Raw genomic sequence first — 11,936 nt, forward strand, 5'->3', positions numbered from 1 at the left:
ATGCGGTGAATAAGTTGATTAGAACATTGTAGCTTTTAATCCAAGGCTGAAAATAGCCATGCGGGGATAGGTGCCGTTGCCGCCGTTACGCTCTGGCTCCAGGCCTTCCCATTTGGTGATGGTGATGGCGTCCTGCGCGTTCACGTATACACGCACGTTGCGGATCTGCGATCCGATCTTCGGGATGGTGTAACCCAGCTGGATCATTTTGAAACGGAAGAAGGAGGCGTCGCTCAGCCAGACATCTGCCAGGTTGGTGTTGGTGGAGGTACCGGTCCATACGCGGGGGAAGCGGCTGTCCGGGTTTTCCGGCGTCCAGCGGTTGTCCGCATAATACTGGCGGGGCGCGCCGAGCGCGTTGGTGGCGCCGTCTACCAGGATCGGGTAACCTTCCATCCCGCCGAGGCGGCCGGTGCGTTTGCCTACGCCCTGGCCGAGCACGGCAAAGTCCCAGCGCCTGAAGCTCAGGTTCAGGTTAACGGAATAGTTCATATGCGGGAACGGATCGCCGAGGTTCACACGGTCTTCGTTGTTGATCACGCCGTCTTTGTTCTGGTCGATGTAACGTATGTCTCCGGGCAGCGTGTTGGGCATCTTCGCGGGGGAAGCGGCTACCTCTTCCGCACTGCGGTAGAAGCCGTCTGTCTGGTAACCGTAGTAGTTGTCCAGTGCAATGCCCCTGTACCAGATCTTGTCGTTGTTGTCTTTGAAGATCAGCGTATCGTTGTCTTTATAACCTGCTTTGATCACTTCGTTGCGGTTGTCGAAAAGCATGCCGCCGATGGAATAGTTGAGCTCGCCGATGCGGTCGCTCCAGGTGGCGGATACTTCAAAACCTTTGTTGTCTACCTGCCCGATGTTCACGGCAGATTCCAGGTAATAGGAACCGGTGAGCGGCGGTACGGGGAAGTTGGCATAGATCAGGTCGAAGGAGTGTTTTTTATAGATATCGGCCGTAAGGGTCAGGCGTTTGTCCAGCAAAGTGGCTTCCATGCCGAGGTTGGCCTGTTTCTGTTTTTCCCAGGAGAAGTTCGGGTTGGGCAGGCGCATCGTCCAGCCCCAGGTGTTCACGATTTCTTCCCAGAGATAGGGATCTACGTTTTCGTTACCGATCAAACCGTAAGACACGCGGAATTTCAAACTGTTCAGTTTGCCCGATTCCACGATCGGCCGCATGAACGATTCGTTGGTCACGTTCCAGGCCAGCGCGCCCGAGGGGAAGAAGCCCCAGCGGTTTTCGGGAGAGAATTTGCTGCTGCCGTCTGCACGGGGCGTAAACTCAAGAATGTAACGGTTGTCGAAGGAGTAGTTCAGTTTGCCGAAGAAAGAAGCTTTGCTGATCTCCTTGAAATCGGTATAGTTCCAGCTCATTACCTCACCGCCCGCGGTAAAGTAGATCTTGTCTTTGTTTTTGCGAAGATTGCCAACGTAGTTCACGAGCACGCGGCCGGTCACCTGGCTGTTGCTCACGCCCTGTTCCGCTCCTACGGCGTTAGCCCAGGTAGTCACGGGTTTGCCGTTGCCATCGTAGAACTTGAAGGTCTCGCGTTTCCATTTGTTGGCCGATTTGGTGATCAGGTACGACACGTTGCCCTCGATGTTGAGGTTTTTGGTGATGTTGTACCTGGGGCGCAGGTTGATGGAACTGTTATCGTGCAGGTAGTTCTTAACGCCGCCGCGCTCGATAGAGGCGAGAGGGTTGAGGTTGTTGTGCAGGATGTAGTGGTCGGGAAGGGTTGAGCCGGGATAAAATACCTGTTGGGAGGCGTTCATTCTCCAGGCATTGGAATAAAGGCCGTTGCCGTCGTCGTTGGCGTACAGGCGGTCCACCTGCAGGCGGTGCGCGTAGAAGTCTGCCATCAGCACGAACTTGTCCGCGATATTGATATTCGTATTAAAACGGGCGGAATATTTCCGGGAACCTTCGATGTTATTGAGGCCGTTTTCACGAAGATGGCCGAGCATCAGGTTGAAGGTGCCCACGCCGCCGCCGCCGGATACGCTGAGGGCAACGTTCTGCGAATTGGCGCGGCGCTGCATCACTTCATCCAGCCAGTCAACGCTGGGAAGCTCTCCGGTTTCCATCTTGCGGATGGAATCTTCGGAGAAAGTAGGCGTTTGGCCCTGGAGTATGCGCGCTTCGTTGTTCAGGCGCATGTAATCCGCGCCGTTCACAAATTTCGGCAGGTCGATCGGCTGCTGGAATGCGGTCCAGGTGTTGAGGTCTACCTTGAACTTGCCGGTGGTGCCCCTTTCCGTTTCGATGATGATTACGCCGTTGGCGCCGCGGGAACCGTACATGGAGGCGGATGCCGCGTCTTTCAGTACGGTGATGCTTTTTACCTGGTTAGGATCGATGTCTGTCAGGGACTGTTCCATCCCGTCCACGATCACAAGCGGTTCCGCATTCTGCAGGGTGCTGATGCCGCGGATGGAGATAGTGCCGGGCACGCTGCCGGGCAGGTTGGTGCCCTGCTGCATGGTCACGCCCGCAATGGTGCCCGAGAAGGCTTCCTGCAGTTTAATGACCGGCCGCGTTTTGGCCTGTTTCATGTCCATCTGGGCTACAGACGAAGCCACGTGCTGGCGCTCCACTTTGGAGAAACCCATTACTACTACCGCGTTGAGGTCTTTGCCGCCCTGGAGCAGCCTGACGTTCAATACGGATTGTTTGCCCACGGCCACTTCCCTGTCCTGGAAGCCCATGGAGGTAAAGATGAGCACGGCGTTGTCTCCGGGCACCCTGAGCTCGTAACGCCCGTCGGCGCCGGCTGCCGTACCAATGTTGGTGCCTTTTACCAGTACTGTTGCGCCTGGTATCGGGGCGCCCGCGGAATCCGCGACGCTGCCCGTAATGGTCCGCTGCTGGGCCTGGGCTTGCAGCATGCAGAGCAGGAACGATGAGAATAAGAGTAGATACTTCATAGTATTAGCTGTGTTGAAGGTGCTAGGTCGATCGTGGGCAAAAGCTCCGCCATGCCCGCAAACGCTCTTTTGCGGGCGGGCTGTGAATGAACTCACAAACATGTTATGGATGAGGTAAAGGGATGAAAGTCTCCCAAACGTGTTAAATAGATCCTGGCTGTTTTCCTGTTGACGCCTGTTGATCCAATCAGTCCTGCTGGCTTAGCTGTTTCACTTTCTTACAAATAGTTGGAAATTTTTTGCTTTTCTTTAACTCTCAGTTACATTAAAACCTCAAATAATTGTCGTATGCATTTCAAATATGCGTACTATTTTCGCTAAAGAATAAAGTTTTTTGATCTTTTATTCAATGAAAGAAACTTTATCTAAAATTTGCAGGAAGTGTACGCTTAAAAGATAAAATGTTTGAAGAAATGAATGCGCAATTGTTAAACCGGGAGTTGTTCTGGTTTCAAAAAAGTAACAGTAAGAAACAGGAACAGCTGAAATACCGGCTGCTACAGCATCTGTACACCCATGGCCCGTCGCCCGTCGCAACCCTTTGCGATACCCTGGGCATTTCAACGCCCACTGCGGTGAAACTGCTTTCCGAAATGAGCCGCGAACGGATCGTCGAGAAAAAAGGCCAGGGCGAATCTATCGGCGGGCGCCGGCCAGACCTGTTCAGACTGCGTAAACACGTACTGTTCATCATTTGTATCGACATCGAGCTGTTTAAGACCAGCATGGTGATCGTAGACAATAACAATAACCTCATCACCCCCGTCAAATCCATCCCCGTCACGCTTTCCCGCAACCGTGCCGCGTTCCTCGAAACGCTGCTCGTGCATATGCGCGAGCTTGCCGAAGCCGCCAATATCGAATCCAGCCGGCTGATCGGTTGCAGCGTGGGCATGCCCGGCCTGATAGATACGCAGCTGGGCGAAAATCTCAGTTACCTGCTCGACGAAACCAGCCACCTCAGTCTTCGCGAAGCGTTCGAACAACATCTCGGCCTGCCCGTAGTGATCCAGAACGACGTGAAAGGCTCTGCGCTGGCGGAGCTTCGTTTCGGGCACGCAAAAGGCAAAAAGAACGTGCTCGTGATCCTGATGGACTGGGGCATCGGTCTCGGCATTATCATGGATGGCAAGGTGCAGCAGGGCAGCTCGGGATTTTCAGGCGAAATGGGCCATATGCCCTTCGCGGAAAACGGCGAACTATGTTATTGCGGCAAACATGGCTGCCTCGAAACGGTAGCCTCGGGCATGACGCTTTCGAAAACCGCCCGGCAGGGCATTCTTTCAGGGCAGAACTCCATCATCAACGACCTGTCCAACAAAGAAGTATACCGCATCGAAACGGAACTGATCATCCGCGCGGCCAACAACGGCGACCAATATTCCATCCAGCTGCTGTCCAACATCGGTACGCATTTGGGCAAAGGCATTTCCATCCTGATCCAGCTTTTTAACCCGGAACTGGTGATCCTGAGCGGGAAGATCGCCGCGGCGAAACAATACATCACGCTGCCCATGCAACAGGCGATCAATACGTATTGTATGACGCAGATCCGCGAAAAGGCGCAGATCGTGAGCTCCGAGCTGGGCGACGAATCGCGGCTGCTGGGGTACGCGGCCGAAGGTATCACCCAGTTCTTCGAGGTCATGATCGCGCAGGCGAAAACAACCTGAATTCTGGTACAGAATTTGATATTTGTAACGGGAATGCCTATGTGATTTCCCGGTAACTCAAACTTATATCTACGCTATGAAATTTTTCCCCGTACTGACAGGTTTTGCGCTGCTCTTGCTTGGTGTAACTTCCTGCAAAACGATCGCAATCAATTCCGTCGTCAAAAAATACAATTCCGAAACCGGCAGGGAATTTCCCGGTATCGCGGCCGCGGAAACGCTCAACGGAGAGCCTTTTGCCCTGGCCGGTCCCTCGCAAAAAGTGAGGTATGTGCATGTATGGTCTACCACCTGCTCGCCCTGTATCAACGGAATGCCCGACCTGAACGCGCTCTCAAAAAAAATGAAAGAATATGAAGACGTGGAGATCGTTAATATTTGCGCGGACGATGCGGAAAATAAAGAAAGATGGAAGGCGCTGGTAAACAAACACAATATTTCCGGCGAAAATTATTTTATCACGGACGATAATGCTTTTATGAAAGATTTCAACGTGAGCAACCAGGGCCTTCCTTATTTTTTGATCGTCGGTAAAGACGGGAAAGTGCTGGGAAAAAACCTCGAGCCGGGAGATGGCGTTTTAACCATATACAGCCTGGTTCAGGCGAGGGAAAACCGGAACGTGAAACAATCCATCGATAACATGATGCGCCAATCGAAACGCATCAAAAAACATGACGACGATGAAACCCGTCAGTTCGTTGCTTTCCTGGAGAAATATGCGGGGAAATAATGAAATAAAATTAGAGTGACCGATCTGTTCAACCGCCGGAAAGTGGAACGCGGCTAAACAGCTGGCTGACTGATTTAAAAATGCCCGCAATATTTCTTGACAGGAAATATTATTTTCGCATAAGGAAATATTTGCAATGACAACTATCTCGGGAATCACCGGCCGCCTCATGCTGTTCGACGGCCCCGGCAAGCCGTTCCGGCTGGAAAAGCAGCCCCTGCAGGCATTACAGCCGGGCGAGGTGCTCATACGCACCGTCTACACCACCATTTGCGGCAGCGACCTCCATACTTACTGCGGTTTGCGGGAGGAACCTTGTCCTACCGTGCTGGGCCACGAGATCGTCGGGGAGATCGTGGAGTTGCATCCTGCGCACGAGGGAACCGACCTGCAGGGCGAAACGCTGCAGCCGGGCGACCGCATCACCTGGACGATCTTCGCCAGCGACCCGTTATCCGCCAATTCGCTCCGTGGGATGCCGCAGAAAGGAGAGGGACTGTTTAAATACGGGCATGCGCGCGTTTCCCCCCAAGATGCTTTCCATGGCGGACTGGCGGAATATTGTGTGCTGAAGGCGCATACCGGTATTATCAAACTCCCGGAAAACATGCCGGCTGCCGTGGCAGCTACGCTGAACTGTTCCGTTTCCACCGTGGCCGGCGCGCTGCGGATGGCGGGCGATGTAAAAGGAAAAAATGTGCTCGTCACAGGCATGGGGCATCTCGGCATCACCTGCGCGGCCATGTGCCGGGAAGCCGGTGCGGCATGGATCGCGGCGGCGGATATTTCGGAAAAAAGACTGGAAGAAGCGCCGCATTTCGGCGCCAGTGAGTGTTTTAATATGAAAGACGACAATGCCGCGCTGCTGGGAGCATTACGTGAACGCACCAACGGAAACGGCATCGATGTTGTTTTTGATATGAGCGGCTCTCCGGACGCGATGGAATTTGGATTGGCCGCCCTCGGCATCGGCGGATGCGCGGTGTGGATCGGCGCCGTTTTTAATACCCGGCCTTTGCAGATCGCCCCGGAAAAGGTGATCCGCGGCCTGCTCACTATTAAAGGATTGCACAATTATAATTTCGACGACTTCAGGTATGCCTTCGGTTTTATGCAGCGGAACTGGCAGAAATATCCCTTCGGAAGCGTGGTGGAAAAAGAATTTCGATTGGAAGAAGTGAAAGGGGCATTTGAATACGCGATCGCTGAAAAGCCGCTGCGCGTGGGCATAAAATTTTAAGAAAGACTTGTAAAAAAAGGAAAAGCCGCGCTACGATCAGCGCGGCTTTTCTTTATTTGAAGATCTCGGTAACCGGTTTGCCGATCCAGACCTGCGGCTGCGTAAGCCGGAACAGTTTAGCAATAGTGGCCGCCGTGTCGAACGTCATCACGCTGCTTTGCACCTCGTGATTTTTCCGGATGCCCGGGCCTTTTACGATCCAGGGAATTTCCATTTCGTTCATGGAAATAGCGCCGTGGCCTTTGTTGATGCCGCCATGGTCCGCCGTAAAGATCACGACGGTGTTCTCCTCCATGCCCGCGTCGCGGATAGCCTGGAGAATTTCGCCTACATGTGCGTCCGTACGCTCGATGGCCGCGTAATATTCAGGCGTGCCATGACCTACTTTATGACCCACGCTGTCTACATCATGCTGATGTACGAACAGGAAATCCGGCTTTTTTGTTTTGATGTATTCGCAGGCCGCGGCAGATACGGCAACGTCATTGTCGCAGTGCTGATCTTTATTCACGGCCGCTTTCGGGAAAAGATAACCTATTCCGTCCCACTCATACACCACGCCGATCTCGCTTTGCGGTTTTGCTTTGCGCAGCAGCGAATACACGCTGGGGAACATGCCGTATTCATCCAGCATCCGCGCGGGCAGGTCCGGTTTTTTACTGCCCCAGGTAGTGTAACCGTGCAGCTCCGGCCCCGCGCCCATTACCATCGAAGCCCAGTTGGGCGCGCTGGAAGAAGGCAGCACGGTCCTGGCATGAAGCGTCCACGAGCCCTGTCGCATCATCTCCCGGAGCACCGGCGTTTTGGATTGCTGAAAGGCGTACGCGCCAAAACCGTCAGTGCCGATAAGGATCACATGCTGCGGCCTGCGCTGCGCGACCGCCTGCTGGCAAACGAATAATATGCACAGGAAAAAGGCCCTGGCAAATTTTGCGGATATCATACAACTAAAGATTTTCCCCAAGATAAAAATTTCTTTATAGGAAAATAAATTTCTTTTTATTAAATTTAGTCACCGGTTCAGTTCACCGAAAAAATACATCACCAATAGTTTTACCGTGGTTTTTTGGGAATTGACCGGCACGTGGGCGATGTTGCCGTCGAAGAACAGGGAATCGCCTTCAGACAGGTCGAAGGTTTTGTCTTCCAACTGGTATTGCAGGTTGCCGCTGAGCACGTAAAGATATTCGTAAGCGGCCGTGGTTACCGGCTGCCGCTGCGCGCCGGGGCGAAGGGTGAGCAGCGAGATCTGGAAAGCGCCGCCTTCAAAATTATTTTCAAGAATGGATTGGTATTCGAAACCGGTGGCGCCTTCTTCTTTTTCATACGGGGTGTAACTGTCTTTCGGGATCAGGATATACCCCGGGAAATGATGTTCCGCGCTCAGCTCGGCAAAAAACGTTTCCGTTTTTATGCCCAGTTTCTGGATGATGGTGAAAAGCGTGGGAATGGTGGGCAGCATCCTGCCGTTCTCTATCTTCGACAGCATCGCGGACTTGATGCCGGTTACGCCGGAAAGATCGAGCAGCTTCAGGCCTTTTTCTTTACGGTAACGGCGGATAAGCCCGCCAATCCTGTGATAGACGAGATGCCCGCTGTTCACCGCATCCTGTTGTGGTTCCTGGTTCATATGGACTTAACGATTATTTAAAAACATGTCCGCTAATTTAACGAATAAGAAATATAATTTCGTTTTAGGAAAATGTTACCGCCATTTTACGCGGCGGGTATTGTTTGTATGATAAGTTTTTTCAGCGCATCCATTCCAGGTGCGCGCGGCTAAACCTTTTGCATGATGGACCAACAAAACACGCGTGCGCACCTGGAAAACGGGCGGTGGAGGATGTTGCTGCTTACAATGTTCTGCTACCTGTTTTTTTACACCGGCCGGCACAATTTCGGCTGGGCTTCGCATCAGCTGGCGGAAACCCTGCATATTTCCTTTGAAAGGATCGGGTGGATCAGTTTCGCCATGCTGGCGGGTTACGCGTTGGGGCAAATGATCAACGGCAACCTGGCGGACCGTCTCAGCCCGAAACATATGATCGCAACAGGCGGTTTGTTGTCTGTTTCCGCCAATATCCTCATCAGTTTTTCGGACGATTACGCCACGATCCTTATCCTGTGGTGTTTGAACGGTTATTTCCAGTCTATGGCCTGGGCCGCCGGCAGCAGGATCATCGCCAACTGGTGGCGCGACGGTAACAAAGGAATGGCGTATGGTTTGTACACCATGTCTGCAGGTTTATCGTCCGTTATCACCTACCTGTTTTCCATCCTGCTCGTGGAAGAGAACTGGCGCAGCATTTTTCGTATTCCCGTATTGTTCCTCGCCGGCGCGGTGATCATTTTTTTCATTTTCGTGCGCAATGCGCCGCGATATGATGGCGGGGAAAAAACGGCGGCCGAAACGCGGCCGGGATGGAAGGAAGCGTATGCCGCGGCGCTGGGCAACAAACGTTTTTTGATCGTTTGCCTAGCATTGGGTTTCCAAAGCATGGCCCGGTACGCGCTCATTTTCTGGATCCCGTTATATTTCTTAAGCGCCACTTTCGAAGACGCGCCCTCCAAAGTATGGATCAGCATATTATTGCCGATAGGCATGGCGGCGGGGGCGTTCGCTTTCGGTTTTATATCGGACAAATTTTTCCGCGGCAACCGGATGTTGTCCATTTTCGCGGGCATGACGGCCTGCTGCATGCTTTCCGCGCTGATCTATTTTTTGAATGTAAAAAGCGGCGTCACCATCGGTGCGCTCGTGTTTTGCGCGGGTTTTTTCTCTTATGGCCCCCAGGCCAACTTCTGGCCGCTGGCGCCGGAATTGCTCGGGCAGCGTTACGTAGGCACCGGCACGGGTATCATGAATATGTCCGCTTACGTGTTCGCCGCTATCGGCGAGCCGCTGATGGGAAAAGTGATCGACGCGACGGGCAATAAAGCCGTGATGTTTTTAGTAGTGGCGTTGATCGCTTTGCTGGCCGCGCTGACGATATTGCTGGCGGCGCGGCCGCGGCTGCCGGAAAACCAAATGGCGGCGCGCGTTGTTGATGCTGGATGATTTCTCCCTCACTATATACCGTGTAAAATCCCGGCGCTTGGCGAAATATCGTGACACGTCAAGAACCGGTTATTGCATATTTAATTGATCTTCATATTGTTAACCCCATGGCACACAGGTTGCAAACCCTATCACGCAATAATTGTGTTGCGTTCAATCACAAAAAACAAAAGCCATGATTGCAATTTCTCAACTCCTTCGCGGCCTTTTTAAAGGCGACGATCCCAAACCCACCGTAACCAACGACGAAACGCCCATCCACGAAGTGCATGAGAAAGACACCTACCAGGGCGGCGAATTCCTCGACGACCAGATCAGGACAGACGATATTGAAGAAGACGAAATCTATTAGCACCGGAACATATGCACATAGGAAAATCATACCCGTTAACCGACTTTCTCTACTGGACCCGGAGGGAGATCTATTTGCTTATCGTGCTGGGCACGATGCCGGTGGTATTGTACCAAGTGCTGGGCGTCAAATGGATGGTAGTGCCCTGGACGGTCGTTTCGCTCCTGGGCACGGCCACTGCTTTTATCGTCGGTTTTAAGAACACTCAGACGTACAACCGCACCTGGGGCGCGCTGGGCGTATGGGGCAGCATCGTGAACACCAGCAAATACTGGGGAATCATCTGCCGCGATTCCTTCAAAGACCCTGAGCTGGTGCGCACCCTCATCTACCGCCATTTCGCCTGGCTCACCGCCATCCGGTTCGAGCTGCGGAAACACCGCGTATGGGAAAAAGTAGATGCGCATCACAACGCCGAATACCAGCGGTTTTACAAGATCCCCGAACGCAAAAGCGAATGCGAAAACGAAATGCTGAAATATATTTCCAAAGAAGAACTGGCATCCGTATCGAAGGCGCACAGCATGGCGACGCAGCTGCTGGCCCTGCAAAGCAGGGATATCAAAGCGGTGCACGACAGCCAGGGCATCGTGCCTACGCAGTTCGTGGAAATGCAACGGACGATCAACGCCTTTTTCGCCCAGCAGTCGCAGGTGGAAGGGTTGAAAGACACGCCTTACCCGCGGCAATACTCCATTATCAACACGATTTTCGTGCGCATGTTCTGCATTTTACTGCCGTTCGGCATGCTGCAGGAGTTCGATAAGCTCAACGGCGTGGTGAACGGGGTGATGAAAGGGCATATGATCTGGTTGCTGATACCTTTTACCGTGATCATATCCTGGATGTACACCTCGTTGGTGCAGGTAGGGGATAGCACCGAAAACCCTTTCGAAGGAAGCCCCAACGACGTGCCCATTTCCAGCATCTGCCGGTCTATCGAGATCGATCTCCGGGAAATGCTGGGAGAAACCGAATTGCCCGCGCCCGTGAAGGCGCAAAACGAAATCCTCGTCTGATGAAAAAAAAATTCCGGGAATTTGTCCAATCCGGAAAACGCGATTGTTATTGATATAAACACCCAATTTTAAAAAGATGGAAAAAAGAACTAATTTTTTCGAAAAAGGGCCCGGCGCTCTTAAAACGCTCTTTCACACCGGCGCGTATCTCAAAAAATCTTTGATCGAGCAGAAATTGCATGAACTGGTAGACTTCCGCGTATCGCAGATCAACGGCTGCGCGTATTGCCTGGACATGCATTCCAAAGACGCTCTGGCGCATGGAGAGCTCGACCAGCGTTTGTTCTGCGTAAGCGCCTGGCGCGAAACGCCGTTCTTTACAGACAGGGAAAGGGCCGCGCTGGCATGGGCCGAAGCGGTAACCGCCTGTCATGTGCCTGATGAAACCTACGCAAGGGTAAAAGCGCAGTTCACCGACGAAGAACTGGTGGACCTCACGCTGGTGATCACCACCATCAACACCTGGAACCGCTTCAATATCGCGTTTTCGAACCCTGAAGTGGTGGGCACATACCAGGCAGGACAATTTGCGTAAGGCGCCGCACAAAAGCACCAAAAAAACCATGATATATGAATGATTTCTTATTAGTATTCCGGAGAGATTACAAAACGAAGGAGATTCAACCGTCGCCGGAGCAATTGCAGGCGCATTTGAGCCGGTGGCGGGAATGGTTTAACGATCTCAGGGCGCGCGATCTGCTCGCAAGGCCGGTACAGCCCTGGGAAGCCGGCGGCATGGTGCTGCAGAACGACAAAAGCGTGACGGACGGCCCTTACGCCGAGATCAAGGAATCCATCGGGGGATTTATCGTTATCAAAGCCGGCAGCTATGAAGAGGCCGCGGAAATAGCGAAAGGCTCGCCGATCTTCGAACTGGGCGGGACGGTTGAAATTCGTATGGCCGTTGTGTAACGCGATGGATAGGAATCCTTTCTT

Annotated in this window: 11 protein-coding genes; 8 read left to right on the top strand and 3 right to left on the bottom strand. The window is 52.8% G+C overall.

The window, feature by feature from the left end:
- Positions 1 to 18: 18 nt before the first annotated feature.
- Positions 19 to 2,925, bottom strand: coding sequence for a SusC/RagA family TonB-linked outer membrane protein (locus J7I43_RS03805; RefSeq protein ID WP_209143407.1), 2,907 nt, complete (start codon positions 2,923 to 2,925; stop codon positions 19 to 21).
- Positions 2,926 to 3,365: 440 nt separating this feature from the next.
- Between J7I43_RS03805 and J7I43_RS03810 the strand changes: the two genes are divergently transcribed.
- From J7I43_RS03810 to J7I43_RS03820, 3 genes are all read left to right on the top strand, one after another.
- On the top strand, positions 3,366 to 4,598 hold the full coding sequence (locus J7I43_RS03810) for an ROK family transcriptional regulator (RefSeq protein WP_209143409.1): 1,233 nt from the start codon (positions 3,366 to 3,368) through the stop codon (positions 4,596 to 4,598).
- 76 nt (positions 4,599 to 4,674) lie between these two features.
- Positions 4,675 to 5,331 carry a TlpA family protein disulfide reductase gene (locus J7I43_RS03815; protein ID WP_209143411.1) on the top strand — a complete coding sequence of 219 codons (657 nt, stop codon included), beginning with the start codon at positions 4,675 to 4,677 and terminating at the stop codon, positions 5,329 to 5,331.
- Positions 5,332 to 5,467: 136 nt separating this feature from the next.
- On the top strand, positions 5,468 to 6,571 hold the full coding sequence (locus tag J7I43_RS03820) for a zinc-binding dehydrogenase (protein WP_209143413.1): 1,104 nt from the start codon (positions 5,468 to 5,470) through the stop codon (positions 6,569 to 6,571).
- A 52-nt stretch (positions 6,572 to 6,623) separates the two neighbouring features.
- On the opposite strand, the gene J7I43_RS03825 is transcribed toward J7I43_RS03820, so the two are convergent.
- Together J7I43_RS03825 and J7I43_RS03830 are read right to left on the bottom strand one after the other, a co-directional pair.
- Positions 6,624 to 7,514, bottom strand: coding sequence for an alkaline phosphatase (locus J7I43_RS03825; protein WP_209143415.1), 891 nt, complete (start codon positions 7,512 to 7,514; stop codon positions 6,624 to 6,626).
- Positions 7,515 to 7,583: 69 nt separating this feature from the next.
- Positions 7,584 to 8,201, bottom strand: coding sequence for a helix-turn-helix domain-containing protein (locus tag J7I43_RS03830; protein WP_209143417.1), 618 nt, complete (start codon positions 8,199 to 8,201; stop codon positions 7,584 to 7,586).
- 162 nt (positions 8,202 to 8,363) lie between these two features.
- Between J7I43_RS03830 and J7I43_RS03835 the strand changes: the two genes are divergently transcribed.
- From J7I43_RS03835 to J7I43_RS03855, 5 genes are all read left to right on the top strand, one after another.
- A complete protein-coding gene (locus tag J7I43_RS03835) occupies positions 8,364 to 9,629 on the top strand; it encodes an MFS transporter (protein ID WP_209143419.1) in 1,266 nt (421 codons plus the stop codon).
- A gap of 175 nt (positions 9,630 to 9,804) precedes the next feature.
- Positions 9,805 to 9,981: a hypothetical protein gene (locus J7I43_RS03840; RefSeq protein WP_209143421.1), complete on the top strand. Its 177-nt coding sequence runs from the start codon at positions 9,805 to 9,807 to the stop codon at positions 9,979 to 9,981.
- A gap of 11 nt (positions 9,982 to 9,992) precedes the next feature.
- Entirely contained in the window at positions 9,993 to 11,000 is a 1,008-nt protein-coding gene (locus tag J7I43_RS03845) for a bestrophin family protein (protein ID WP_209143423.1), read from the top strand.
- 76 nt (positions 11,001 to 11,076) lie between these two features.
- Complete coding sequence (locus tag J7I43_RS03850; RefSeq protein WP_209143425.1) at positions 11,077 to 11,535, top strand: carboxymuconolactone decarboxylase family protein; 459 nt, start codon at positions 11,077 to 11,079, stop codon at positions 11,533 to 11,535.
- Between the two features lie 35 nt (positions 11,536 to 11,570).
- Positions 11,571 to 11,912 carry a YciI family protein gene (locus tag J7I43_RS03855; RefSeq protein ID WP_209143427.1) on the top strand — a complete coding sequence of 114 codons (342 nt, stop codon included), beginning with the start codon at positions 11,571 to 11,573 and terminating at the stop codon, positions 11,910 to 11,912.
- Positions 11,913 to 11,936: the final 24 nt, after the last annotated feature.

Source organism: Chitinophaga chungangae, from assembly GCF_017742215.1.
In the GTDB taxonomy this organism is placed as follows: Bacteria; Bacteroidota; Bacteroidia; order Chitinophagales; family Chitinophagaceae; genus Chitinophaga; species Chitinophaga chungangae.

Excerpts from the sequence above, each read along its gene's own strand:
- J7I43_RS03805 (WP_209143407.1), bottom strand. The coding sequence starts at position 2,925 with ATGAAGTATCTACTCTTATTCTCATCGTTCCTGCTCTGCATGCTGCAA.
- J7I43_RS03815 (WP_209143411.1), top strand. The coding sequence starts at position 4,675 with ATGAAATTTTTCCCCGTACTGACAGGTTTTGCGCTGCTCTTGCTTGGT.
- J7I43_RS03820 (WP_209143413.1), top strand. The coding sequence starts at position 5,468 with ATGACAACTATCTCGGGAATCACCGGCCGCCTCATGCTGTTCGACGGC.
- J7I43_RS03825 (WP_209143415.1), bottom strand. The coding sequence starts at position 7,514 with ATGATATCCGCAAAATTTGCCAGGGCCTTTTTCCTGTGCATATTATTC.
- J7I43_RS03830 (WP_209143417.1), bottom strand. The coding sequence starts at position 8,201 with ATGAACCAGGAACCACAACAGGATGCGGTGAACAGCGGGCATCTCGTC.
- J7I43_RS03835 (WP_209143419.1), top strand. The coding sequence starts at position 8,364 with ATGATGGACCAACAAAACACGCGTGCGCACCTGGAAAACGGGCGGTGG.
- J7I43_RS03840 (WP_209143421.1), top strand. The coding sequence starts at position 9,805 with ATGATTGCAATTTCTCAACTCCTTCGCGGCCTTTTTAAAGGCGACGAT.
- J7I43_RS03845 (WP_209143423.1), top strand. The coding sequence starts at position 9,993 with ATGCACATAGGAAAATCATACCCGTTAACCGACTTTCTCTACTGGACC.
- J7I43_RS03850 (WP_209143425.1), top strand. The coding sequence starts at position 11,077 with ATGGAAAAAAGAACTAATTTTTTCGAAAAAGGGCCCGGCGCTCTTAAA.
- J7I43_RS03855 (WP_209143427.1), top strand. The coding sequence starts at position 11,571 with ATGAATGATTTCTTATTAGTATTCCGGAGAGATTACAAAACGAAGGAG.